Annotated in this window: 23 protein-coding genes, 1 tRNA gene and 1 pseudogene; 18 read left to right on the plus strand and 7 right to left on the minus strand. The window is 60.3% G+C overall.

Going from position 1 to position 23,678, the window contains the following annotated elements; genetic code table 11:
• Window positions 1-2 precede the first annotated feature (2 nt).
• Both glcE and VGD45_RS01870 read right to left on the minus strand, forming a co-directional pair.
• On the minus strand, window positions 3-1,079 hold the full coding sequence (glcE, locus tag VGD45_RS01865) for a glycolate oxidase subunit GlcE (RefSeq protein ID WP_331153563.1): 1,077 nt from the start codon (window positions 1,077-1,079) through the stop codon (window positions 3-5).
• The gene (locus VGD45_RS01870; RefSeq protein WP_331153564.1) at window positions 1,079-2,590 is read right to left on the minus strand and encodes an FAD-linked oxidase C-terminal domain-containing protein; all 1,512 of its coding nucleotides are present in this window, start codon (window positions 2,588-2,590) and stop codon (window positions 1,079-1,081) included. The genes glcE and VGD45_RS01870 overlap by 1 nt, the downstream gene beginning before the upstream one ends.
• A 101-nt stretch (window positions 2,591-2,691) precedes the next feature.
• On the opposite strand from VGD45_RS01870, the gene VGD45_RS01875 reads away from it, so the two are divergent.
• The 3 genes from VGD45_RS01875 to VGD45_RS01885 all read left to right on the plus strand — a co-directional run bounded on the left by VGD45_RS01875 (window position 2,692) and on the right by VGD45_RS01885 (window position 9,503).
• Window positions 2,692-3,132, plus strand: coding sequence for a Dabb family protein (locus VGD45_RS01875; protein ID WP_331153565.1), 441 nt, complete (start codon window positions 2,692-2,694; stop codon window positions 3,130-3,132).
• Window positions 3,133-3,212: 80 nt separating this feature from the next.
• A complete protein-coding gene (locus tag VGD45_RS01880; protein WP_331153566.1) occupies window positions 3,213-6,233 on the plus strand; it encodes an amidohydrolase family protein in 3,021 nt (1,006 codons plus the stop codon).
• A 3-nt stretch (window positions 6,234-6,236) separates the two neighbouring features.
• Window positions 6,237-9,503 (plus strand): amidohydrolase family protein, encoded by a 3,267-nt coding sequence (locus tag VGD45_RS01885; protein ID WP_331153567.1) that lies wholly within the window; start codon window positions 6,237-6,239, stop codon window positions 9,501-9,503.
• Between the two features lie 2 nt (window positions 9,504-9,505).
• Here the strand turns inward: VGD45_RS01885 and VGD45_RS01890 are convergent, their stop codons facing one another.
• The 3 genes and pseudogenes from VGD45_RS01890 to VGD45_RS01900 form a co-directional block, all read right to left on the minus strand.
• A complete protein-coding gene (locus VGD45_RS01890) occupies window positions 9,506-9,940 on the minus strand; it encodes a LysR family transcriptional regulator (RefSeq protein WP_331153568.1) in 435 nt (144 codons plus the stop codon).
• Window positions 9,941-10,129: 189 nt separating this feature from the next.
• A pseudogene (locus tag VGD45_RS01895) lies at window positions 10,130-10,462 on the minus strand (glycoside hydrolase family 88 protein); the annotation flags it as partial.
• Complete coding sequence (locus VGD45_RS01900; RefSeq protein ID WP_331153570.1) at window positions 10,453-10,662, minus strand: hypothetical protein; 210 nt, start codon at window positions 10,660-10,662, stop codon at window positions 10,453-10,455. The pseudogene VGD45_RS01895 and the gene VGD45_RS01900, both read right to left, overlap by 10 nt.
• A 33-nt stretch (window positions 10,663-10,695) precedes the next feature.
• Between VGD45_RS01900 and VGD45_RS01905 the strand changes: the two genes are divergently transcribed.
• The 3 genes from VGD45_RS01905 to VGD45_RS01915 all read left to right on the plus strand — a co-directional run bounded on the left by VGD45_RS01905 (window position 10,696) and on the right by VGD45_RS01915 (window position 12,840).
• Window positions 10,696-11,742 carry a helix-turn-helix domain-containing protein gene (locus tag VGD45_RS01905; protein ID WP_331153571.1) on the plus strand — a complete coding sequence of 349 codons (1,047 nt, stop codon included), beginning with the start codon at window positions 10,696-10,698 and terminating at the stop codon, window positions 11,740-11,742.
• Between the two features lie 49 nt (window positions 11,743-11,791).
• A complete protein-coding gene (locus VGD45_RS01910) occupies window positions 11,792-12,004 on the plus strand; it encodes a hypothetical protein (RefSeq protein WP_331153572.1) in 213 nt (70 codons plus the stop codon).
• Between the two features lie 197 nt (window positions 12,005-12,201).
• The gene (locus VGD45_RS01915) at window positions 12,202-12,840 is read left to right on the plus strand and encodes an NYN domain-containing protein (protein WP_331153573.1); all 639 of its coding nucleotides are present in this window, start codon (window positions 12,202-12,204) and stop codon (window positions 12,838-12,840) included.
• 164 nt (window positions 12,841-13,004) lie between these two features.
• On the opposite strand, the gene VGD45_RS01920 is transcribed toward VGD45_RS01915, so the two are convergent.
• Complete coding sequence (locus VGD45_RS01920; RefSeq protein WP_331153574.1) at window positions 13,005-13,136, minus strand: hypothetical protein; 132 nt, start codon at window positions 13,134-13,136, stop codon at window positions 13,005-13,007.
• Window positions 13,137-13,834: 698 nt separating this feature from the next.
• On the opposite strand from VGD45_RS01920, the gene VGD45_RS01925 reads away from it, so the two are divergent.
• From VGD45_RS01925 to VGD45_RS01960, 8 genes are all read left to right on the plus strand, one after another.
• Complete coding sequence (locus VGD45_RS01925; RefSeq protein WP_331153575.1) at window positions 13,835-14,089, plus strand: hypothetical protein; 255 nt, start codon at window positions 13,835-13,837, stop codon at window positions 14,087-14,089.
• Between the two features lie 449 nt (window positions 14,090-14,538).
• Complete coding sequence (locus VGD45_RS01930; RefSeq protein ID WP_331153576.1) at window positions 14,539-15,294, plus strand: hypothetical protein; 756 nt, start codon at window positions 14,539-14,541, stop codon at window positions 15,292-15,294.
• A 92-nt stretch (window positions 15,295-15,386) separates the two neighbouring features.
• The gene (locus tag VGD45_RS01935; RefSeq protein ID WP_331153577.1) at window positions 15,387-15,983 is read left to right on the plus strand and encodes a hypothetical protein; all 597 of its coding nucleotides are present in this window, start codon (window positions 15,387-15,389) and stop codon (window positions 15,981-15,983) included.
• A gap of 75 nt (window positions 15,984-16,058) precedes the next feature.
• On the plus strand, window positions 16,059-16,517 hold the full coding sequence (locus tag VGD45_RS01940; RefSeq protein WP_331153578.1) for a hypothetical protein: 459 nt from the start codon (window positions 16,059-16,061) through the stop codon (window positions 16,515-16,517).
• 78 nt (window positions 16,518-16,595) lie between these two features.
• Window positions 16,596-17,486 carry a hypothetical protein gene (locus VGD45_RS01945; RefSeq protein WP_331153579.1) on the plus strand — a complete coding sequence of 297 codons (891 nt, stop codon included), beginning with the start codon at window positions 16,596-16,598 and terminating at the stop codon, window positions 17,484-17,486.
• Between the two features lie 163 nt (window positions 17,487-17,649).
• Window positions 17,650-18,318 (plus strand): DUF5343 domain-containing protein, encoded by a 669-nt coding sequence (locus VGD45_RS01950; protein WP_331153580.1) that lies wholly within the window; start codon window positions 17,650-17,652, stop codon window positions 18,316-18,318.
• Entirely contained in the window at window positions 18,315-18,896 is a 582-nt protein-coding gene (locus VGD45_RS01955) for a Swt1 family HEPN domain-containing protein (protein WP_331153581.1), read from the plus strand. The genes VGD45_RS01950 and VGD45_RS01955 overlap by 4 nt, the downstream gene beginning before the upstream one ends.
• A gap of 493 nt (window positions 18,897-19,389) precedes the next feature.
• A complete protein-coding gene (locus tag VGD45_RS01960) occupies window positions 19,390-19,980 on the plus strand; it encodes a hypothetical protein (protein ID WP_331153582.1) in 591 nt (196 codons plus the stop codon).
• Window positions 19,981-20,093: 113 nt separating this feature from the next.
• Here VGD45_RS01960 and VGD45_RS01965 read toward each other — a convergent pair.
• A tRNA-Leu gene (locus tag VGD45_RS01965) sits at window positions 20,094-20,180 on the minus strand.
• Window positions 20,181-20,279: 99 nt separating this feature from the next.
• Here VGD45_RS01965 and VGD45_RS01970 point away from each other — a divergent pair.
• From VGD45_RS01970 to queA, 4 genes are all read left to right on the plus strand, one after another.
• Window positions 20,280-20,882, plus strand: a complete 603-nt coding sequence (locus VGD45_RS01970; RefSeq protein ID WP_331153583.1) for an RNA polymerase sigma factor — start codon at window positions 20,280-20,282, stop codon at window positions 20,880-20,882.
• Window positions 20,855-21,487, plus strand: coding sequence for a hypothetical protein (locus tag VGD45_RS01975; protein ID WP_331153584.1), 633 nt, complete (start codon window positions 20,855-20,857; stop codon window positions 21,485-21,487). Before VGD45_RS01970 ends, VGD45_RS01975 begins: the two co-directional genes overlap by 28 nt.
• Before the next feature lie 17 nt (window positions 21,488-21,504).
• Window positions 21,505-22,572, plus strand: coding sequence for a PDZ domain-containing protein (locus tag VGD45_RS01980; protein ID WP_331153585.1), 1,068 nt, complete (start codon window positions 21,505-21,507; stop codon window positions 22,570-22,572).
• Between the two features lie 85 nt (window positions 22,573-22,657).
• Window positions 22,658-23,674 (plus strand): tRNA preQ1(34) S-adenosylmethionine ribosyltransferase-isomerase QueA, encoded by a 1,017-nt coding sequence (gene queA / locus VGD45_RS01985; protein WP_331153586.1) that lies wholly within the window; start codon window positions 22,658-22,660, stop codon window positions 23,672-23,674.
• Window positions 23,675-23,678: the final 4 nt, after the last annotated feature.

Genomic DNA, 23,678 nt, shown 5'->3' on the forward strand with positions numbered 1-23,678 from the left:
GCTCAGAGATCGGCGTACAGCCGACCGCGATTGAAAATGCCCGCAGGATCGAACTGCGCCTTCAAGCGCTGATGAATCGTGGCAAGAGAAGGCGACAAGGGCGTGAACACACCGGCCGACCGATCACCGCCGCGAAACAACGTCGCGTGGCCGCCAGCTTGTTTCGCACATCCGCGCACTTGCGCAGCGCTTTGATCCGTTCGCAACCACCGCAAAGCGCAGTTCCACTCCATGAGCTGCGGCGCGCGGATGGACAACGGCGCAGCGGTCGAAGGCACGGACACGCGCCACAGGGGCAGGTCGCCCGCAAAGAACGGATGCGCCTGCTCCCGAATGCTGATCCAAAACGCGTCCGCCTGCGCATTGTCGAGGTTCTCGCCGCCCAACAGATGACGTGCCGCTGAAACAGCTGCGGACGCGCCGGCGAGTCGCAAGTACAGAACACCTTCGTGCCAAGCCGATGCTGACAATGGCAAGGGCTTGCCCGCCCATGCATTCAGATTGTCGATGGCCTCTGGTTCCGTCATTTCAAAACGCAGCGTGTGATGCGACAGCGGCCGCGGCAGCACTTTGATCGACACTTCGACGATCACCCCGAGAATCCCCATCGAGCCGACGAGCAGTCGCGACACATCGTAACCAGCAACGTTTTTCATCACCGTGCCGCCAAACGTCAGCAACTCGCCGCGACCATCGATCAGCTTCGCCCCAAGCACGAAGTCACGAACGCCACCGTATGTCGGCCCTAAGGAAACACGACGCGGACCCGCGAGGCCCGCAGCGATACAGCCGCCAACGGTTGCGTCAGGACCGAAATGCGGTGGTTCGAAAGCCAGCATCTGTCCATTCTCGGCCAGCAATTGCTCGAGTTCCGCGAGCGGAGTCCCGGCGCGGGCCGTGAGTACCAACTCCGTCGGCTCGTAATCGACAATGCCAGCGACACTGCGCGGATCGAGCAATGTTCCCTGTGACACGTTGCCGTAGAAATCTTTGGTGCCACCCGCTCGGATTCGAATCGCAGTCCGCGACGCCGAAGCAGCGCGCACCGTGTCGCAAAGCTGGCTCAGTGCTGGATCCATCAGAAGCGTGGCAGCTCTGGAAAGGGCACATTGCCGCCGTGAACGCGCATGCGACCGTACTCGGCACAACGATGCAGGGTGGGCACAACCTTGCCGGGATTCAGCAGCCCCGGGGGATCGAACGCACTTTTCACTGCAAGGAACGCGTCCAGCGTGGGCCGGTCGAACTGTGAGCACATCTGATCCAGCTTCTCGACGCCGACGCCGTGCTCGCCCGTCACCGTGCCGCCCATCTGCACGCAAAGCTCCAGAATTTCGGCGCCGAACGCTTCGGCGCGCGCCACCGAATCCGGATCGGCATCGTCGAATAGGATCAACGGATGCAAGTTGCCATCGCCCGCATGAAACACATTCGGGCAACGCAGCCCATACTTCGGCTCCAGCGCCTGAATCGCCTTCAACACTTCGCCGAGCCGACGGCGAGGAATGGTGCCGTCCATGCAGTAGTAAGCAGGCGAGGCCCGACCGGCGGCGGGAAACGCATTCTTGCGGCCGGCCCAGAAGCGCAGTCGCTCGCTTTCGTTGTTCGACACTTGGATGCGAGTGGCGCGCGCCGCGAGCAACACGGCGATCATGCGTTCGATTTCTTCGGCGACTTCTTCGGGCGTGCCATCCGATTCGCACAACAACACCGCCGCGGCATCCAGGTCATAACCGGCATTCGCGAACGGCTCCACCAGCCGGCTGGCCGCTTGATCCAACATCTCCAGACCGGCGGGAATGATGCCATTGGCGATCAACGCGGCGACCGCATCGCCGGCCTCGCCGATGTCGGCGAAGCTGGCCATGATGCATCGGGCCGTTTGAGCGACAGGCACGAGCCGCACTGTTACTTCAGTCACTACCGCCAACATCCCCTCTGAGCCGATGACCAGCGCCAGCAGATCGAGGCCCGGCGCATCCGGTGCAAGACCGCCGAACTCGACGGCTTCGCCCTCAATGGTTAGACCCCGCACGCGCAGGACGTTGTGCACGGTCAGCCCATACTTCAAGCAGTGCACGCCGCCGGAATTCTCGGCGACGTTACCGCCGATGGTGCAGGCGATCTGGCTGGACGGATCGGGCGCGTAGTAAAGACGATGACGCGCGGCGGCTTCGCTGATTGCCAGATTGCGGACACCCGGCTGCACCGTGGCTGTGCGGGCCCGCGGGTCGATGGACAGGATTCGATTGAACTTGGCGAGCGACAGCAACAAGCCGGCATGGTGGGGCAGAGCACTGCCGGACAGGCCGGTTCCGGCGCCACGCGGCACGACCGGCACCTTGAGCTCGTGACACAGCTGAAGAGTGCGCCTGACCTGGTCCTCTGTTTCGGGCAGCGCGACGACCATGGGCAACTGCCGGAACAGTGTCAGGCCGTCGCACTCGTACGGGCGCGTCTCTTCCTCGCGAAACAGGACGGCGCTCTCGGGCAGGAAGGCGCGCAAGGCAGCGACGAGGCTGCGCTGTCGGTCGATATCCACCGGCAGCGAGCGCTCGGCTGGTGTCGATGTGGCTTGGGCGCTGGCCATGGCGCGAATCATAAAGGACTGGCGCTCCCGCCGCCCGCGTCCGATCGATCGGCTTATACTCCGGCGGCCCCTCGATCTACTCAGGCAAAAGGAAGCCGAGCATGACCACTCACAGCCGACGAGAAGTCCTCACCGCCGCTGCCGCGCTGGCCGGAGCGAGCGTAGCCGCCGAGAGCATTGCCGCCTCATCTTCAAGCAAGAGCCTGGCCGGCAAGGCCACGACGCCGCCGGTGGTCCATCACGTGTTCTTCTGGTTGAAGAACCCCAAGTCCAAGGAAGACCTCGATCGTCTGCTCGCGGGCCTGCGCACTCTGGCCGGCATCGAGACGGTGAAGGCGATTCATATCGGCGTGCCCGCCGAGACGGAGCAGCGCGGCGTGGTCGACGCCAGTTACAGCGCCTCGGAAATTTTGTTCTTCGACGACGTGGCCGGCCAGAACGCCTACCAGGTCCATCCCATCCACAAAAAATTCGTCGCCGACTGCGAGCATCTCTGGCAGCGCGTGGTCGTGTACGACGTGAAGCCTGCCCCGGCTTCATAGCCGAGGCTGGTGCGCCCCTCACACCCGCTGGCGCGCCTTAGGCAACCCCTTGGAGCGGCGGGATTTCATATAAACGGGGGATGACGGCAAATCGACGTGAGGCGCGACCGCGCTCGTTGACGATGGGTGTGGTGCTGCTGGCAGCGAGCGCAGCCGTGACGGCTGAGCCCGTCGTCGACGCCGCTTTCACCGTCAGCGAAGGCACATGGATGAGCGTGGATGTCAGCCCGGATGGCAACACGCTCGTATTCGATCTGCTCGGCGACATCTACGCGCTGCCCGCCTCCGGAGGCGATGCACGGCTGATCCATGGCGGGCCAGCCATGCAGGTCTTTCCCAGCTTCAGCTCGGATGGCGGCACGCTGCTGTATCAGAGCGACGCCGGCGGCTTCCATAACGCGTGGATATCGAATCTCGATGGTTCGAACGCGCGGCAGATTACTCACGAAGCCGCGAACACGCTGGGCGCACCGACCTGGGGACCGCACGACGATTCCATTGCCGCCGTGAAGGCGTCCGAGATTCGTCTGTTTGATCTGCGCGGCGGCGCTGGCGCAGTGCTGGTGGAGGCTGCAGCCAATCGACGCGATGTGCAGGAGCCGAGCTTCACGCCCGATGGTCGGTTCGTCTACTACACGCAGCGAATCACCGAGCCCAACATTTATATCAACGCCAATCACCCCAACTACGTGATCAAGCGACGCGAGCTGGCGTCGGGCGCGACTGAACAGCTGATGGGTGGATGGGGTAGCGCGACGTCGCCGCAGGTGTCGCGCGATGGTCGGAAGGTCGCGTTCGTCAGGCGCGTCAAGGAAAAGACGGTGCTGTTCGTCTATGACGTGGCCGCGCGCGCGCAGACTCCCGTGTTCGATGATCTGGATCGCGATCTGCACGCGGACTTCGTGCAGCAGAACGCTTATTACCCGCGCTACGACTGGTTCCCAGACAATCGCCACATCGCGATCTGGGGCAAGGGCAAGCTCTACAAGATCGATACGCAGACCAGCAGCGCGACCGAGATTCCGTTTCGAGTGCACGCGAGGCATCGCATCGCTCGCGTCCCGCAAATCGAGCACGATCCTGCGCCTGAGACTGTTTCGGTGCAGTCGATTCGGCAGATTGCGCCGGCTGCTGATGGCAAGCGTTTCATGTTCACTGCGCTCGGTCATCTGTGGAGTCAAAGCGATTCGGCTGCGCCTGTCAGGCTGAGCAAGGCGACAGCATTCGAATTCGATCCCGTCTTTTCGCGCGACGGTCGATTGTTTGCTTACGTCGAGTGGGATGACGAGCGTGGCAGCACGTTGAAGGTCGCCAACTCGAACGGACGAAATGTGCGCGGCGTGGCAGCCAGTCGCGGCGTCATTCGGAATCCTTCGTTCTCGCCGGATGGCAAGCTGATCGTGTATCGCATAGCCGAGTCGGACAAGGCCATGGGCGGCTATGGCACGCGACCGGGCATCTACGTCGTGTCTGCTGCCGGCGGCGAGAGCCACTTCGTCGTCGCTGGCGATGATTGGCCGATGTTTTCGCCCGACGGCGAACGCATCTACTTGGTTGAAGTGGCGCGAGGCAAAGGTAAGTTGGTCCATTCGTTGGTCAGCGTGACGCTGGACGGTCTTGGTCGCCGTGAGCACGCACACGCCCTCGATGCCGAAACGATCGAGCTGCGCATCAGTCCCGATCTGCGTTGGATCGCCTTTCGCGAGGCACAGCAGTACTACGTGATGCCTTTCCACGAGATCGGCTCGCCGCTGGTTGTGAGTGCACGTAGCAACGAGGTTCCCGTTCGTGCGTTGACGGAACTCGGCGGCAATTCGCTGGTTTGGTCTGGCGATTCAGCGACAGTACATTGGATGCTCGGCTCGTCGCTGTATCGCGCGGATGTTTCTAAGCAAGCTCCTGTTCAGCCGTACGGAAAGATCGATCTCTCGGTTCCGGCGGATGTGCCCACGGGCAAGCTCGCCTTCAAGAACGCCCGCCTCATCACCATGAAGGGCGAGGAAGTGATCGAGCACGGCTCGGTCGTCGTCGATCGCAATCGCATCGTCGCGGTCGGTCCAAGCGACGCAGTGACGATTCCCGCCGATGCAACAGTCATCGACGCTTCCGGCAAGACCATCATGCCCGGCCTGATCGACATGCACGGCCGCATCGATTGCTGCTCTGAAAGCGTCGTGACGCCGCAGAAGCAGCCGGCGCGGTACGCGGCGCTGGCGTTCGGTGTGACCACGAATTTCGATGCGGACTCGGACGAACGGCCAAATCACGAAACACGGGAGACCGATCTGGTCGGCATCACCGTCGGTCCGCGCCGAATTGGTTGGGGCTACATGCAGCATCGCCAGCGGGACTTCTACAACAGCATTTCAACGGTGCTCAGCGGTCACATGAACCTGGAGCACAACCTGCCCGTCGCCAACTATTACGATGACGTGGTGCAACTCATGAGCCGCGCCAGCACCTCGCACACACCGACACTGGTGGTGGCGCTCGGTGAGCTCTACGGCGAGAACTTCCTCTATCAGCGCGATCGCGCCTGGGAAGATCCGAAAGTAAAGGCGTTTGCTCAGGAAGCGGCCGCAAGTCGCGCCGCTCTGGAAGTGCCCGGCGGCGCGCCCGTGCATTCTCGCAATATGACCAGCATTCATGTGGCGGATGAGCTGTGGGACATTGGGTTCCGCTCGGTGGCGCGTTCCATCAAGAAGCTCGATGACGCTGGCGTGTCGATCAACGTTGGCTCGCACGGTCAGATCGCCGGCCTCGCCATGCATTGGGAGATGCAACTGCTCGCTCAAGGCGGCATGAGCAATCATCAAGTGCTGCGAGCGGCCACCTTGAACGGCGCTAAGACGCTCGGCGTCGACCGGCACCTCGGCTCGCTGGAAGCAGGCAAGCTCGCGGATCTGATCGTGCTCGACCGCAATCCGCTGGAGGACATTCGTAACAGCAACTCGGTGCGCTACACGCTGCTCAATGGCCGACTTTATGACTCGGCCAGCATGAATGAGATCGGCAACCATCCCCGGTCTCGCCGCCGGTTCTATTGGGAGATGGATGACTACAAAGGTATCGATTGGAACTCGGCGTGGTCGGGGCGGTAAGCGATGAGAACTGGAATCAGCGCGGTTGCATGGGTGGTGCTCTCAGGACTTACGACGTCGGCGGCCGCGCACTCCAATTGGAACGTAGAGAACACCGGCCAGCCTTCCTACGACGTTGAGTTCGAGGTGAACGAAGGCACCTGGATGAGCGTCACCGTCAGTCCCGACGGCCGCATGCTTGCGTTCGATCTGCTCGGAGACATCTATGTGATGCCCGCCTCGGGTGGCGAAGCGAAGCTGCTTCATGGCGGAGCCGCCATGCAACGCAATCCGCGATTCAGCCCGGATGGCCGACAGTTGCTCTACATCAGCGACGGCGGCGGCAGCGATAACTTCTGGATCTCGAACTCCGACGGTTCGAACGCGCATCAAGCGACGCATGAGACAGTTAGGCTGCTGAGCACGCCCGCTTGGAATGGCGATGGCACGTTGATCGCGGGGGCTCTCCAGTTCGCGACCGAGGACAAACATCACGCCGCCGAGTTGCGCATCTACGATCCACAGGGCGGTAGTGGGCGAGTGCTGGTGCCGGCCCCGACCAACGATGAGCCGGTCAACGAGCCACAGTTCTCGCGCGACGGTCGCTATCTCTATTTCACGGAGAAGGTCACTCCGGCATCTCCATCCCGCGCCTATGTCGACGCGAATCACAGCAACCTCGCCGTCATGCGCCGGGATCTCGCCAGCGGCGAAACGCAGCAACTGATTCGCGGCTTCGGTAGTGCCATCGCGCCGCAGTTGTCACCCAACGATCAGCGCATCGCCTTCGTGCGTCGCGTGCGTGAGAAAACGGTGCTGTTCGTTTATGACTTCGCCACCGGCAAGGAGCTGCCGGTGTTCGACGGGCTGGATCGAGACGAGCAGGCCGATTACAGCTGGATCGATGGTTATTATCCGGGGTACGGCTGGTTCCCCGATAATCGTCATGTCGCCATCTGGGGCAAGGGCAAGCTCTGGAACATCGACATGGATACGGGCGCGGCGAAGCAGATTCCCTTCAATGTTCGCTCCCGTCACAAGATCACGCAGGCGCTGCGGTTCACTCACGACCTCGCGCCGAAGTCGATCACTGTGCGCGCGATTCGACAGCTCGCGTATTCTCCCGATGACCGCATCGTCGTCTTCAATGCGCTCGGTCGCCTGTGGCGCAAGGAAGGTGAGGGCAAGCCAACTCGCCTGACACGTGCAAGCACATTCGAGTTCGAGCCGGCGTTCTCCCGAGATGGCCGCCGGATCGCCTATGTGGATTGGAACGATGAGAGCGGCAGCCGGCTCATGGTGGTCGACTCTCGCAGCGGCACGCCGAAGGCTATCTATAGCAGTGCGGGCGTATTGCGTACGCCGTCGTTCTCGTCGGATGGCAGTCGCATCGTGTTCACGATCGATGAGGGCGATCGCTGTCTCGGCGGCCGCGAAGCGCGCGTTGGTCTGTATTGGATCGATGCGAAAGGCGGTGACGCTCACTACGTCGCGCCGCCCGGCGAAGCACCCATGTTTTCACCCGATGGGCAGCGCATCTATTACTCGACCAAGAACTACATCGATCACGCGATGGTGGCGACGCTCGAGAGCGTCAACCTCGACGGCTTCGACAAGCGCATTCACGCCAAGACCTTGGATGCGGACACTTCCGAACCGCGTGTCAGCCCCGATCTGAAATGGATCGCGTTCCGCCATCGACAGCAGTACTACGTGACTCGATATCGAGAGACCGGCGTGCCAGTGACGCTCACGGTGGACGCTGACAGCGCCAATCCGGTCACGCGCCTCAGCGACATCGGCGGATATGCGCTGGTGTGGTCAGCTGATTCGAGGCGCTTGCATTGGGCTGTGGGCGATCAGTTGGTCACTGCGCCGGTCGAGAATACGAAGCCGCAGTTGCAACGACTCGCTGTTGGATTGGAAGCGCCCGTCGATTCTCCATCGGGAGACGTGGCATTCACCAACGGGCGCGTCATCACGATGGCGGGCGAGCAGGTGATCGAGCGCGGCACCGTGGTCGTGCGTGGCAATCGCATCGTAGCTGTCGGTTCAGTGGATGCAGTCACGGTTCCAGCAGGCGCGAAGGTGATCGATGTCAGCGGCAAAACTGTGATGCCCGGTCTCTTCGACATGCACGGTCACATCAACAATTGTTATTACACCTCATCCGGCTTGATGCCGCAGCGACAGTCCGCGCGTTACGCCGACCTGGCGTTCGGCGTGACGACGAACTACGACCCATACAGTCTGGAACTGCCGTCGTACACACAGACAGAAATGACGTTGACCGGTGACATGGTCGGCCCGCGTTCCATCGAGTCGGGCCTGATCGCCTTCGGGCGCATCGCGAAAGTGGACAGCGGCTACGTTCCCATTTTCAGCTACCAGGACGCGCAGGATTTCATGGCGCGCAAGCGGGCGCTCGGCGGCACCATCGTGAAGAGCTACCGGCAGCCGATGCGAAGCCAGCGGCAAATGCTTATCAAAGCGGGTCGCCAGGCAGGCGTCATGGTGGACGTGGAAGGCGAGAGCAACTTCTATGTCGATCTCACCGCGATCCTCGACGGCAACACCAACCAGCAGCACAACCTGCCGGTGGCGAATTATTACGACGACGTCGTGCAACTGTTCAAGCACGGCCAGACGCCGCACACGCCGACGCTGATCATGCTCAACGGCGAGTTGCTGGGTGAGAACTTCATCTACGAGAACCAGCGTGTGTGGGAGGATTCGAAGGTGCGCACGTTCGTGCAGGTCGTGACCAGCGGTTACAGTCCGCTGAGCACGCCGCACTACGCGCCACCTCATGTGCGTGCGATGACATCCATCAACGTCGCGGACGAGCTGTGGGATATCGGATTCCGTTCCGTATCCCGTTCCGTGAAGCAGCTGGACGACGCGGGCGTCATCGTGAACGCGGGCTCGCACGGCCACGTCGTCGGCCTGGCCCTGCATTGGGAAATGTGGCTGCTCGCTCAAGGGGGCATGAGCAACATGAACGTGCTGCGCACGGCGACCTTGAACGGCGCGAAGACGTTAGGTTTCGACAAGCAGCTCGGCTCGCTCGAGACAGGCAAGCTCGCCGACCTCATCGTGCTCGACAAGAACCCGCTGGAGGACATCCTCAACAGCAACAGCGTGCGCTATACCATGGTCAATGGACGTCTGTATGACTCCAGCACCATGAACGAGATCGGCAACTACGACCGGCCGCGCGGCAAGTTCTTCTGGGAAGCCAATCGGCCGCCCAACGATATCGATTGGGAGAAATCCTGGGCCGAGCAGTGACCTCAGTTGCCCGAGGTCGCTGCTTCCGGTGGCTCGCTGGCAATCCGAGTGTCGCCACGTTTGATCAAGTCAACGGTGGCGCGGGCGATGATGTCCAACGCGTTCGCGATGTCACGGTGATAGCGCACGCCATCTTCGGTCAGGACGCTGCCAGCGGCGGTTCGCTGGATCAACTTAGTACCAGTCCAGGTTTCGATTGCGCGCAAATGGCGACTGATGACAGCGTGGTCACGGCACAAGTACTGAGCCGCCTTACGCACGCCGCCCAGCCGGGCGATGGCGTCGAAGGCTCGCAACGTTTCGAAAGGGGGCAGGGCCCGGCGCGATATCAGCTGTGAGCTCGGCCGGCGCGCACGTATCGGCGCTTCGATTAACGACAAGTCCTCGTCGGACAATTCATTCTGGGAAGGGACGGGAGCGATGGAATCGGGTCGCACGGATCACCTCACCTCTCAGGGGCAATGTTGAAACCTCCCTGAAGTCTCGCGAAGCGTAGCCGGCAGCTGCGTATCCGTCGCTGGGCATGGTGCACATTCGTCCTGTCGGGTGCAAGGCTGTTTTGCGTGCCCGAGACCGGTCGTGTGCTCCTGTTGTGATTGCAATACCGAAGTTAGCGGTCACTTCGCTCACTTGTAGAGGTCGTACACGGCCGAGCCCGCGAGCAGCAGCGCGCCGACGCCGTAGAACTGAGTGTCCGACTTCGACACTTCCTCCGGCCGATCGCTCACTTGTTGGACCCAGCCGAGGCGACCGTCGGGATCGACGGCTGCTTCGAGCGCGTGCCATCCGCGCGCGACCGTGGGCTCGTAGGTGTCGCGATCGAGCAGACCTGCGTTGATGCCCCACGCGAGTCCATACACGAAGAAGCCCGTGCCGCTGGACTCCGGCGGTGAATTTTCGGGGCCGAGCAGCGAGCTCGGCCAATAGCCGTCCGGCTTCTGCAGCGTTTTCAACTTCGCGGGCTGCGCGTTTCCTCCCGAAATACCTTGATGGTGTCGACGGGTTCGAGGTGAGCGAGCTGCCAGTCGGCAGCCTTTTCCATCAGGGCTAGCGTCTCTGTGGCGTCGATCTTCGGTGTCTCTGCGACGGTGGGCAGTGTCGGGGTGAGCAGCAGGGCGAACACAGCCAGCAGGGACAGCGAGCGAGCAGGAGGATTCATGCAGCAGTCCTTTACCTTTTAGAATGCAAAATAGTGCATCTCGACGCTCAGGCCAACATGGACACGATCAGCATCGCTATCGCCGGCTTCTCCGTAGTGAGCGCGCTATTGCTCTTGCTGATCTACGCGTGCTTCGTCGACGTGCCGGGCAAGTCGCCCCACTCCATCGTCTGGTGCGCCTCGTTGTTGCTCGGACTGGCCGTCGTTCAGAGCTACCAGCTGCGGTACTTCATGGGGGGAACGCCCCCGCTGGACGAGTTCGTGTACCGGCTCGCCTTGTTCGCGCTGCCGGCGTCGTTCTTTTTCTTCGGCCGCTGGGCCCTGCAGCCCACCGAGCCGTTCCGTCCCGTGGCGCTGTTTCATCTGCTGCCGGTCGTGTTGCTGTTCGTCGCTCCGATCGAGATTGCGCTGCCTGTGCTGTTGTCGTTCGGCGCGGGGTACTCGATCTGGCTCGGGTCCTTCGTCTATGGGCTGCGGGCGCAGCGCAAGCAGTTCCGATTCGAGTTCTTTTATTTCATCGTCATGGCAGCGCTGGCGGTGCTGGTGTTGATTCTCGGCTTTGCATTGCCGTTCATGGACGATGCGTTTTTCTATCACTTTTACAGCAGCGCCATTGCCGTGGGCCTGGCGATCATGATCGTGGCGCTGATTGCCAATCCGACCTTGATTGGCGACTTGTCCGAAGCGGCGCGCGCCCGATATGGCACTTCGACCTTGGGCGGCATCGATGTGGATGCTTGCCTGAAGAAGCTGCACGAGACCATGGTCGTCGCCAAGGCGTACCAGAACGAGGGACTCAGTCTTGCCTCACTGGCGGAGGAACTGGGCATTTCCGGTCATCAGCTGTCGGAGCTGGTGAACACGCGGCTGGGCATGGGGTTCTCGCGTTATGTCCGGGAGTGTCGCGTGGAGGCTGCGAAATCGCTGCTGGTCTCGGCACCTTCGCAATCCATTCTGTCCATCAGCATCGACACCGGATTTCGATCGCAGTCGGCGTTCTATGCCGCCTTCAAGGAAGTGACGGGACAGTCGCCCGGCGACTATCGGAAGCGCGCTCGGAACTCGTCCACTCCGGAATGATCCTTGCGGCCTTTACTTTGCTGACGATCGCCACGCAAGGCGGTACTCCATGACTGCCGCGGTGCATGCAGTGCGCATTCGCGCGGAAGTCAGAGAGCTTCAGAAGGCATCAGCGGTAATCCCGTGCATTGAATGCGGGGCTGAGTACGACAACGACGGCGATGGCGACTTAGCAGATGCTCTCGCGGTTGTTCGCGCGCTTGTCTCCGCGGTATGCGCGCGCATCGTGCGGCACTTCCAAGAGATTCAAAAGCAGAACTGAGGGTGAGGGACCGAATTGAAGGCGGTCAATGAAGGGCCGTCCCGACGCTGGGGTCGGGCCGCGGCGACAACGTTCCCAAGGCACAACCCCAGAAAAAGGAAAGGGGCCCACCCGAAGGTTTAGCCCCTTTTTCCGCCGTCCGCAGCCCAGCGGGATGACGGCTTAATTATAGCCCCACATTCGGGAATTACCAGACCATGGCAACGGTTTCGTTTTACGTCGACGGATTCAACTTGTATCACGCCATCAATGGCCTACACCGCCCGCAGCTCAAATGGCTCAACCTTCGGGAACTGGCGATCTCGTTTCTTGAGAAGGAGGACACGCTGGCCGGTGTGACGTATTTCACGGCTCGAATGGTCTGGAATCCGCAGAAGCTTCAGAGGCACCGTGAATACATCAATGCGCTTATCGCCCACGACGTTGCGGTGGTCGAGTCCAAATTCCTGAGAACGAACAAATACTGCAACGGTTATGAGCGGTACTGCGATTTCTACGAAGAGAAACAAACCGATGTCGCAATAGCAGTGCGCGTGCTGAGCGATGCGCATGCCGGTTTCATGGAGCGAGCGGTGCTCGTGACGGCGGACAGCGATCAAGTGCCGCTACTCCGCGAGCTCGCGAAAACGTTCCCTTCCTTGGAAGTCCACATCGCCGCGCCACCTCGCCGCATGCGCGAGGCTCGCGAACTATGCAGCATTGCAACTCGCCATTCAGAGATCTCCGCCGGTCGGTTGTCGGCCTGCCTAATGGCTCGTAGCGTCGTTGATCACAGCGGCCGCGTAGTTGCTCGATGTCCGGCGAGTTATCTACCCGCTGGCGATGCCGAGCCGTAATGGTTCACGCCGATCGCGCGGCTCGCTAGCGCGCCTCAAGAAGGTTGTCCAAGGAAAAGAATCGACGGCGTCGCCTCGATTGTGCCGTAATGGTCGAGTGCAAGAGCTGCGCAATAACCGGCGGCGTTCGTTGCGACATATCTGGCTCGCAGCTCTCATTGGAACTAGGCGGACATCGAACGCGCGGACTTGGTATCGATATTTTGCAGATTGTTTAGCGCCGGCGCATTGCTCGGGTCGAGCGAATATTCCCTGACGACGCGGGCATCGTCGTAATCCGTCTGCGTTGCAGGCATCCCCAAAGCAGCTTCCGACCAGGCAGAGCTGCGCAGCCAACGACCTGTGGTCCTGACGCATCACTCGGGCGCTGTCGCTTTTCTTCTCCGAACCGCTGTCCAGCGACGTATTCGGGAAACGCTGGCTCGGTGGCAGCGTGAGTTACAGGAACGCGGGTCCGTGCGTGTGATTTCAGGTACTAAGGGCGGCGACCGCGAGCTGTGCGACCGGTGCAGATCGAGCGAGCTCTGGCAGCGCTGAAAGTGCTCGACACTACTGGAAGTCAGGGGACTGCGTTATCTTTTGACGCGCGTCGATGGCGCCGTCTCGGGATTAGAACAGGCGAGTGGTGTTTATAGAAGAGTGTGCTATCGCGCCGGCATTCAAAGTCACTTGGCTCGTTATATGCATTCGCACATGAGCGCATGCGGGCTTCGCGAAGACGTTATAGCGAGCGAGAGGCGAGAGGGGCAACGTATTTAGAGGGTCGCGGCGACGGCGCGGGCGTTATGTCACGAGCGTTTATGCGCGCGGCGTTTGAGGAATCCGCTTCCTGAGCCCATGGGCATTTGCAGCTCTGAATCGCTGGCACAGCATCACGCTGCGGAAGTCTTGACGATTCGGTCGAGCTTACGGGAAGCTCCCTATCCTGGGCTTTGCTATCTATAAGATCGTGTTCTACGCGACAATACTTACAATAGAGGCACCGCGGGTCGGCGTGAATTACGTCACTTCGGTCGTCTATATCCGAATTCGACTTGAGAATACCGTAGGTGTTGAGATGAGCGAGGAGAAGCCACGGGCGGTAGTCGAGGAAACTGCAACATCGCTATTTCATCTTGCAGCGAATCTGCAAAGCAGAGCCAATGCTGGTGAGGCATTCCCGAAAGAGGAAATGCTCACCCTTGCGAAGCGTTTGCAAGACCACGCTGCCGACCTCCAGCTTGCTGCAAGTCGAATGACCGAAAAGTAGCAGAAATATAGAAATGGGGGGCTATGAGGAGTTCAGTCTTCGTCTTGGCGGTGTTCATCATTGGGGGTACCGTTAGTCTCGCTAACGGCCAGAACCTGACCTGTGGTTTGAAACCTCTCCCAAACTTGGGATGCCGCATCGGTCGTTGCGTAAACGGAGCTTGGGAACAGATCTGCGATCAGAATCCCGCACTGTCCTGCGGTCTTAAACCCCTTCCTGCCCTGGGGTGTCGCGTTGGCCGCTGTGTCGACGGTGTTTGGGAGCAAATCTGCGACCGGAATCCCGGGCTCTCTTGTGGTCTCAAGCCACTGCCTGCGCTTGGTTGCCGCATTGGGCGTTGTATTGACGGTGTCTGGGAGCAGGTATGCAACTAACGGCGCCCAACAAGGTAATCCACGCGTGCGCAGGCGCACGCGCGTGATGGCCGGCGCTGGGGCTTGGGAGACAATGTGAGAAAAGTTCTTCTGCTCGTTGCACTGGTGATGGTGCCCGTATCTATTGCCGCGCAGGTCGACACTTCCGTCGCTCCGGTGGTCAGCCATGCAACGGAAGAGCTGCAGGTCCTAAAGGTGCAACTTGCAACGATTCAAGATTATCAGGACCAGTTCGTTTCAATGGTACAGTGGTCTTTGGGGGCGGTGCTCGCAATGGCGCTCGGCCTGGCCGCCTTCAACTGGTATAGCAGTAAAGCTTCGTACGAACGAGACATCACATCGCTTCGACAAGAAAATAAGGCCCTGCACGCCGAACTTACTGCGATGATAAAGGCCGAAGCTGACGCATCCGCAAAGAGGCTAGTTGAGGCACTTTCTGAAAGACAGAAGGAGATTCAAGCAGCAGTCGCGAAATCGCTAGATCCGAAACTGCAGAAGCATTCCAGCGACATTGCAGACTTAGTAAATGATGTGCTTGAGTTGCAATACGAACGAACAAAACAGAACGCCGAGGAGGCTGCAAAGAACGAGCGCTACGCTTGGGCCATTTATGAGTACTGTGATCTTTTAGATCTATCGGTCAAAAATCACTCCGATCACTACCAAGTCGGCGATATTCTGGATGAGATTCAAAAACTTCTCGGAAACCCAAAGACCTCGCTGTCCGCTGACGATGTGACCCATGCCACGGAGAGTCTGAAACGCCTGCCCCAGCGATATCAAGCCGCCGCTCAGAACCTCATTCCAAAGATTAGTCGGGCTCACAAGTGACCACGATAAGCTCGGCCGGGGGTCGTTCCGATTCGCACCGCTGAGGCTCGGGTGCTCGCGGCACGGCGGCGGCTTTAGACAGCAAGAGAGACATGGAAATCAGAGACGCATTAGAAGTCGGTTCTGTGGTCATCGCTTCCTTGGGTGGCGGGGCTCTACTGATCTTTGCCATGTCCAACTGGCTGGGTCGCGTCTGGGCGGATAGATTGATGCAGGCTGAGCGCGCGAAGCACGACGCGGAACTCGAACAATTGCGTGCGCAACTTCATACCAAGACGTCCAACGAGATTGAGTTAGTAAAGCGGCGGCTGGATATCGCTACGACATCTCACTTGCGCGAAGTCCAGGAAAAGATCGCCATTTACCGGTCCGTCATTGATCTTGTCTCCGAAATCCTCGGAGACTTCGACCGTACCTATCTAGATGGGAAACTGTCCCCTGATGCACAGACGCGCTATGACCGATTCAACAGAGGCAGAATGAAAGCCTACGGATACATGGCCATGCTCGCTCCGCAGGCGGTGATGGACTCCTTCGATGCCGTCGTTGATCATTTGATGATGATATGGAACGGAAGTGAGCCCTATGAATGGACAAAGGTCCGGACGCTTGCCATCGCGATGATAAATGCAATACGTCAGGATATTGGCCTAGACAAAGCACCCATCGAGTATCGCGGTAAGCTGTGACCGCCGCTAACAAAACGCTTGCGCGCGACGCCCAGCGGGCGCACGGCAATGCTGTCGCTATGCATAGGAGGGGCAATGGAACTAAAAGAATTCATTCGAGAGACGCTCTCGCAAATCGTGTCCGGCGTGGAGGCGGCGCAGCTTGAAGTCAGGGAGGCTGGCGGATTCGTCAATCCCGCGCATCGTGCCGGAAAGCAGGAGGCCGAGAAGTCACACTTCGGTGTTCTCACGTCCGGTCAGAATATTTTCCTCGTCCATTTCGATGTGACCGTGTCGGTGGTCGAAGGAACTGAGACTGACGGCAGAGCGAGATTGAACGTAGCGGGCTTCTTGAACTTAGGCACAGGCGGACAGTCCACCGCTTCGAGTACCGCGACAAATAGGATCAGCTTCAAAGTGCCCCTGGCGATGCCGGTGGATACAGTCTCCGCTGAGGAACTGAAGAAGCAAGACGAGGAGACCGCCGAGAGGCGCCGTAGGCGGGCTGAAGCAGGCAGCCACGGTCAAAGATCCAGAAGGTGGATGGGTGCATAAAAGGCAGGTGGTTTTGACTCGCGCCGGCGATGCGCCGGCGTTCACGCCACAGCGGCGGCGTTGGGCAATGGAGTACAAGTGAACGAAGTCGCAACGCTACTCCAGGCGATCGCTGCACTACTGTGGCCGCTCTTTGCGTTTACAGCGCTGTTTGTCTTCCGGCCGCAGATTGCTGACCTCGCGCGGCGCCTCAAGAAAGGAAAGTTGTTAGGCCAAGAGATTGAGTTGGACGCGTCGTTGAAGCGGCTCGATCAATCTGCGGCATCGGTTGAGCAAGAAGTGGCCGCGCTCCCTCCGCCAGATCCGGTTGCCAGAGAGACACAAGAGGAGGCGGTTGTCGAAGAAGGTGCGGTGTCAAAGATCGTTTCAGAAGCTGGACGGTCACCCAAGGCTGCGCTCATCCTTCTTGCAAGCGAGCTTGAAAAGCTGGCCCGTCAGCTTCTGGCGAGCACAGGGCATCTGGAAGGCCGCAAGTTCGTCCCTTTGTCCCAAGCGATCGCGGAATTGGACAAGCAGTTCGGATTACCGAAACACGTGACAAGCTCGTTGAAGCATTTCTGGGAGGCTAGAAATCGCTTGATACATGGGGGAGAAGGCACTGATGCCGACATTCTTCGTGCAGTGGATTCTGGGTTGACGATCCTCAAAGCTCTTCAAGCCCTGCCGCGTGAAATCAACATTGTCTTTGCGCCACACACCGACCTATTTTCTGACGCCGAACTGAGAACGCCAATACCCAATGTGAAAGGGATAATCTTGGAAACGCACGCCCCTGGCGGAACATCCAAGACATTTCGGATATTCCCGACCACCCAGCAGCATTTCGTCAAGGGGCGACAGGTTGCGTGGGAGTGGAACATGCAAAAGATCTTTGGAGCGGCTTGGTATCGGTCGCCCGATACCGGGCAACCCGCGCAAGCATGGCTACAATCGGCCGAGTTCGTGGGTCGCCATCTGGACGATCTCTAGGAGTGTCACGTATGAGGACGCACATGATTGATGGCAGCCGCTGGGCTTGTGATTCTCATTCTGCTGGTCGTCTCGCGCGCGTGATGGCGGCGTCGGTGGCGTTAGTGCCGACTAGACGCAGAATCTGGCTGATCAGAAGCAACTACAACAACGAGGGCATGGAATGGCAATGCAACCGGTGTATCTGGTCTCGGTAAAGAATTTGGCGAGGTTCCTGGAGGCATTACGTCACGCGCAAGCACCTGAGAAAGTGGCCTTGCGTTTCGTCGAGGAACTGGGGTTCACCAGTACCAACGATCGGCTGTTCATACCGTTGTTGAAGGCCATGAAGTTTCTGGACGAGGGTGGGAAGCCGACCGCTCGCTATCACTCCTTCCTTGATGACACGCAGTGGAAGCAAGTTCTATCGGAAGGAATTAAGGACGCCTATCCAGATCTGTTTCGCGTCAATCGGAATGCGCACACACTTCCGAAGGAACAGATTTCAGGAAAGATTAAGAGCCTCGCCGAAGGCAAGTTGTCCCCTGCAGTTCTCGGAAACGTCACCAGGACCTTCATGGAGTTGGTCAAGCTTGCGGATTTCAGTGGTGCATCAAATGAGCAGGCGCGCGCTGAAGATGTTTCCGAAGAACATCCGGTGGCGGATTCAACCATCTCGCTCACTGAAAGCAGCCGTGACAATGGAGGCAGAGATCGCGAGCGGCTTATAAGCCAGGAGAGCGGCGGTGGACCTACACTGGTCTACAGAATCGAGATTGTACTGCCCGCGGTGCGAGATCAAGCGATCTATGACGCGATATTCAGAAGCGCAAAGGAGCACTTGCTCAAATGAGTGGACAACTCGACCTATATTCCTTCGTCTACAGAGGCGTCTTAGCAGAAGAATCGCTGCGCCGATCGATCCCTTCATCTGATAACGATCCGAACGAGCCCGAAGAGGACGTGCGTAGGCGCATGCCGCTGGAGTCAATAGACGATGGTCTCGTGCTTGCTGCTCGAAAGATGGCATGGATCTATGTCGCTATAGCCGCCTTTGAGAATTCGGTGCGTGTTTTTGTGGGAGAGCGGCTGCTAGAAAAGGTTGGAGAGGATTGGTGGGACTCTGTTGTTTCGAACGAGATCCGGACCCAAGCCGAGAAGCGGAAAAAGGACGAAGAGCAGATTCGGTGGCACGGAGCTCGCGGAACCTCGCCACTTTCATATGTTCAACTTGGGGATCTGGCATCGATCATCCAGAACAATCACATCGCCTTCAAGGAGCTTATCCCGAGTGTCGAATGGGCACGGGAGATCTTTCGAAGCCTTGAACGTTCTCGAAATGTGATCATGCATAGCGGTCAACTCAAGATGGGCGATGTCGAGCGAGTGGCCATGAACATTCGCGATTGGCTAAGACAGGTCGGCGGCTAGAGCTTCCATCGGCAGACGGATTGCGAGCGCGCGCAAATTGTGCGAGTCGGCGCGCGAGATGCATGCGGCTCAACAACGGCGCGCCTATAGATGAAGAACAAAATGAGAACGATGTTACTCGCTCTTGTATTTCAAGGTATTGTCCCGGCCCAGCGTATGGCGCTCATCGATTACGACCGCCCAAGTTTCGAGCGGCGGATTGATGCATTCTTGAGTGGACTGGGAATCGCTGAATAGGCATCTCATTCACCGCCCACGAGTCAAATGCGTGCGCTGACTCCAGCAACTTCGAGCGGTGTAGTTGCGAGCTGTATTGGATTCGATGCTGCGACACATCCAGCCGCTTCACTTCTTTCTGATGTCGTTTCAGTTCCCTGATTTCGAACCTTCGCAAGGGACAGCGAACGCTTATAGTGACGCCCGCCACGCAGCTCCATCGCAACCGATAGCGGATCATGCATACCCACGAAGGCAACCAATGACGGGGCCCACTATGACTGCAGCCATGATTTCGCCGGAGCCCGGCGTGCACGACGGGAGGTTCGCGGGCCACCGGTTCGCGCAGATTCGTTGCGCCTCGTTTGTTTTGCTGATGATGCCTCTTGCAGCCTGCGGCGCCGAATATCGGCGCCTGGACATCGCTCCGAGCAGTCCGGACTCGACGAAGAATTTCGTCGGCGGTCAGGGCCGAGTCAAAGTTCATTTTGAAAACTATAACGGGCGCGCGGACGTCGAGGTCTTCCCGGAGCCGCCGCTGACCATTCAAGCTGGCGATGGCCGCTGCGATGTCGATGGCGGCGTCTGGGTACGCAGCTCGGTGCATCTCAGCAGCAGCGGGCGGGTGTTGATGGTGCAGGAGTACAGCGGTTCGGCCGATGAGCTGGTCTTCTACTCAACGCAGACTTGCAAGCAAGAGCTGCGCATCGATGTGTCGGGAGCGAAGTGGGCGATGTCCGGCGAGCGGCTCCTCATCGGCAGGAGCTGTACTTCGGACGCCGTCGCAAGCTGTCCTAAGGTCGTGACGTACGAGCTGGACGAGAATGAGCTGCCTTCGCCGGCGAAGACTTCCAACGGAAATCCATAAAAGGGAATCAGCGACCGCGTGCGTCAGCAGCAGTTGCCGCCGCAGGTTCCTCAAGGCGCCGTATGCCTGACGCTGCCATATCTAACTAATTGTTTTTATAGGCAGCATTGCGCTGGTGCCGGTGGAGGGAATCGAACCCACACGCTTTTAAGGGCGGCGGATTTTGAGTCCGCTGCGTCTACCAGTTCCGCCACACCGGCCCGGGGAAGCGAAGGGCGGCGATTATAGCGGAATGTCGTTGGCCGGCCGCAACGTCTTTTTTTGCGACCTTTTTACCGGCCGGCGCATCAAACCAGCCGATGTCGCACTTTCAGGGTATCGAGGTCGCCGCTGAAGTGGTCCGGGCTGCCCAGGCGGGCGAGCCGCGGGCCCACGAGGCCATTTATCTGGCCTGTCGCCGGCCTATCTACACCCTGATCCGCCGCCTGGTGGTGCGGGCGGCCATTGCCGACGAGCTGTTCCAAGAGACCTTTGTCGAGGTGCTGCGGAACATCCGCGCTTACACGGGCGAGGGGGCGTTCGGCGGGTGGGTGCGCAGTATCGCGGTGAGCAAGTGCTTGATGTACCTGCGTTCGCCGTGGCACCGGAGCCTTCTGTACCTGGACAACGACGAGGAGTCGGCGACGCCGGTGGTGTTGCTGGACGGGGCCTCGCATCCGGATGCGCAGGCGATGGCGAGCGCGGATGTGGAGCGGGCGTTGGCCATGTTGCCCGCGCTCACGCGCAGCGTCGTGTGGCTGCACGACGTGGAAGGTTACACACACGCGGAGATTGGACGCCTGCTTGGACGCACGGCGAGTTTTTCGAAGTCGCAGTTGGCGCGGGCGCATGTCCGCTTGCGCGAGCTACTGGAGCAACCGGCGGGATCATCGTCATGCACGCACGCATCGAGCACTTGTTAGGTCTTCGGGACGGTGAGCCGGTCCCGGCGGAAGTGTCCACGCATGTCAGGGCATGCCCGATCTGCACGGGCGAATTGGAGCGCCTGTCCGCGGTCCGCGCCGAGATGCAGTCGCTGCCGCAGCTGGAACCAGCCGAAGGCGCGTGGGAGCGGATCCGCGACGCGATTCCGGAGCGCAGTCATGGGCTGCGGCCGCGCAAGGTCGGGCTAGCGGCTGCGGCCGCCGCACTGATCACGGTTTCAGTCATCGCCCTGATCGCGAGTCATGCGGATCGGCGCAGCACTGGAGCGGCCTCCGAGCTGGTCAACGCGGAGACGCCGGTGGAGCAGGTGATTCCGCACGTCGATGAGCTGGTCGCGCAGTCGCAGGAGCTCGAGCAGCTGCTGCGGAAGTTGCCGGAGCGTCCGCGGATCGAACGCGTGTCCACGGCCGCGACCATCGACACCATCGAGCAACGCATTCAGTGGCTGGATTTCCAGATCACGAACGTCCCCGAAGGGACGTTGAGCCAGGAACAGTCGCGCCAGTTGTGGCGCGAGCGGGTGGAATTGATGGATTCGCTGGTGAAGGTCCGATACGCCGAGGCCGGCGCGCTCTGGTTTTAAACATGGGAGTACAGGTTATGAACGGTAGGTTGCGTGCGGGACTGCACGTCGCGTTAGTCGCCGTTGCAGCGGCGGTCGCGACGGCGTCGGTTACCGCAGCCGAAGTGGAAAAGAAGTCCGCGGAATCGCAGGCTGAGATCGAGAAGAAGCTCGAAGACGCCCGGCGCAGGCTCGACGTCGCCGCGCGCGAAGTGGCGGAGCTGAGCATGTCCATGTCCGACCATGCAGTGCCGGCGATTCGGCACATCACCGGCTTCAGCTCGCCGCGTGCGATGTTGGGTATCAATCTGGGTCCGCGCGGCGAAGATCTGCCAGAAGGAGTCGCGGTGGTCAGCGTCAGTCCGGGTGGCGCGGCTGAAAGCGCGGGATTGAAGGCAGGCGACGTCTTATTGGCGATCGGTGAGAAGCAACTCAAGCGCACCGAAGACCTGTCTGCGCGCGAGGTCCTCATGCAGGAAATGGGGAATGTGAAGCCGGGCGAGAAAGTGAAGCTGCGCTATCGCCGAGACAACAAGGTCGCGACCGCGACGGTGACGGCGCAGGCGGCGGATCGCCTGTTCGCCGTACCGTCCGTAGCAGCAGTGCGCGGAAAATTCGCCGCGCCCGGATTCCCGTTTCCGCCGCTGGTGGCGCTGCGCGCCGCCGGTGTATTCGGTTCGGCTGAACTGGTGCCCCTGACGCCCAAGCTCGGGCAGTACTTCGGGACCGAGAAAGGGCTGTTGGTGGTGCGCGCTCCGGCGGACAGCCGCTTCAAGCTGGAGGACGGTGACGTCATCGTCGACATCGACGGGCGCACGCCGTCGAGTCCGTCGCATGCGTTCCGCATCCTCGGCTCCTATCAGGCCGGAGAGAAGCTGACACTGAACGTGTTGCGCCAGAAAAAGAAGATGTCGTTCGACATCACCGTCCCGGACGAGCCGTCCGCGGGGCGCACCGAGCCCTTCATGTTCCACGAGGAGTTCGAGGGGCCGGAACGGGGCTTCACGGACTTCGTGATCCGCCCCGCGCCCGGCGCGATGCCGGTGCCGCCGCCCCCGCCGGGTGGGCCGGAGCGGGTCATCAGCATCATGGACGAGCCGGCCTGATTCCCCTCTAGGGGCGCGACGGCGCCCCGATTCAGCCGCCGGCGCTTCTGCGCCGGCGGCGCTCTTCTGCTACCTTGCGCGCCGCATGCGGCGCACCGACTTCGCTTACGACCTCCCGGTCGACCTGATTGCTCAACATCCACCGCTTCACCGGGCGGGCGGCCGGCTGCTGCACGTCCCGAAGGCAGCGCCACTGCAGGACCTGAAATTCACCGACTTTCCGGAGCTGCTGCGCGCCGGCGACCTGCTGGTTTTCAACGACACCCGAGTCATCCCCGCACGTGTGCATGGGGTGAAGCCGACGGGTGGGCAGGTGGAAATCCTGCTCGAGCGGGTGCTCGATGGAAATCGGATCCTCGCGCATGTCCACGCCAGCAAGCCGTTGCGGCCCGAAGCGCCGGTCGCGCTGCCCGGCGGTGTCGAAGCGCGCTTCATTCAGCGACACGACGATCTGTTCGAGCTGCAGCTGAGCGCCGAGCCGCTCGCTTTCTTCGAGCAGTACGGCGCGATGCCGTTGCCGCCTTATATAGAGCGTAACGCCGAAGCAGACGACGCCACGCGCTATCAAACGATTTACGCACGCGAGCCGGGCGCGGTCGCCGCGCCGACAGCCGGGTTGCACTTCGATGACGAGACTCTCGCTCGTTGCCGGAGCAAGGGCATCGAGACGACGTTTGTGACCTTGCATGTCGGCGCCGGCACGTTTCAAAACGTTCGCGTCGATGATTTGCAACAGCACCGCATGCACGCCGAGCGCATCAGCGTGAGCCCTCAGGCATGCGAGTCGATCGCTGCAACCAAGGCGCGCGGCGGACGAGTGGTCGCGGTAGGAACGACGGTCGTGCGCACGCTCGAATCGGCAGTGCAGTCCGGAACGTTACAGCCCTATGAAGGCGAGACGCGTTTGTTCATCACGCCGGGCTATGACTTCCGTGTCATCGACGCGTTGCTCACGAACTTCCATTTGCCGGAGTCGACCTTATTGATGCTGGTGAGCGCCTTCGGTGGCTTCGACGAAGTCATGGCCGCGTACCGGCACGCCGTCGCGCAACGCTATCGTTTTTTCAGTTACGGTGATGCAATGTTTCTGGAGCGCCGCTAGCTCA

It is taken from the genome of Steroidobacter sp. (assembly GCF_036402275.1).
GTDB lineage: Bacteria > Pseudomonadota > Gammaproteobacteria > Steroidobacterales > Steroidobacteraceae > Steroidobacter.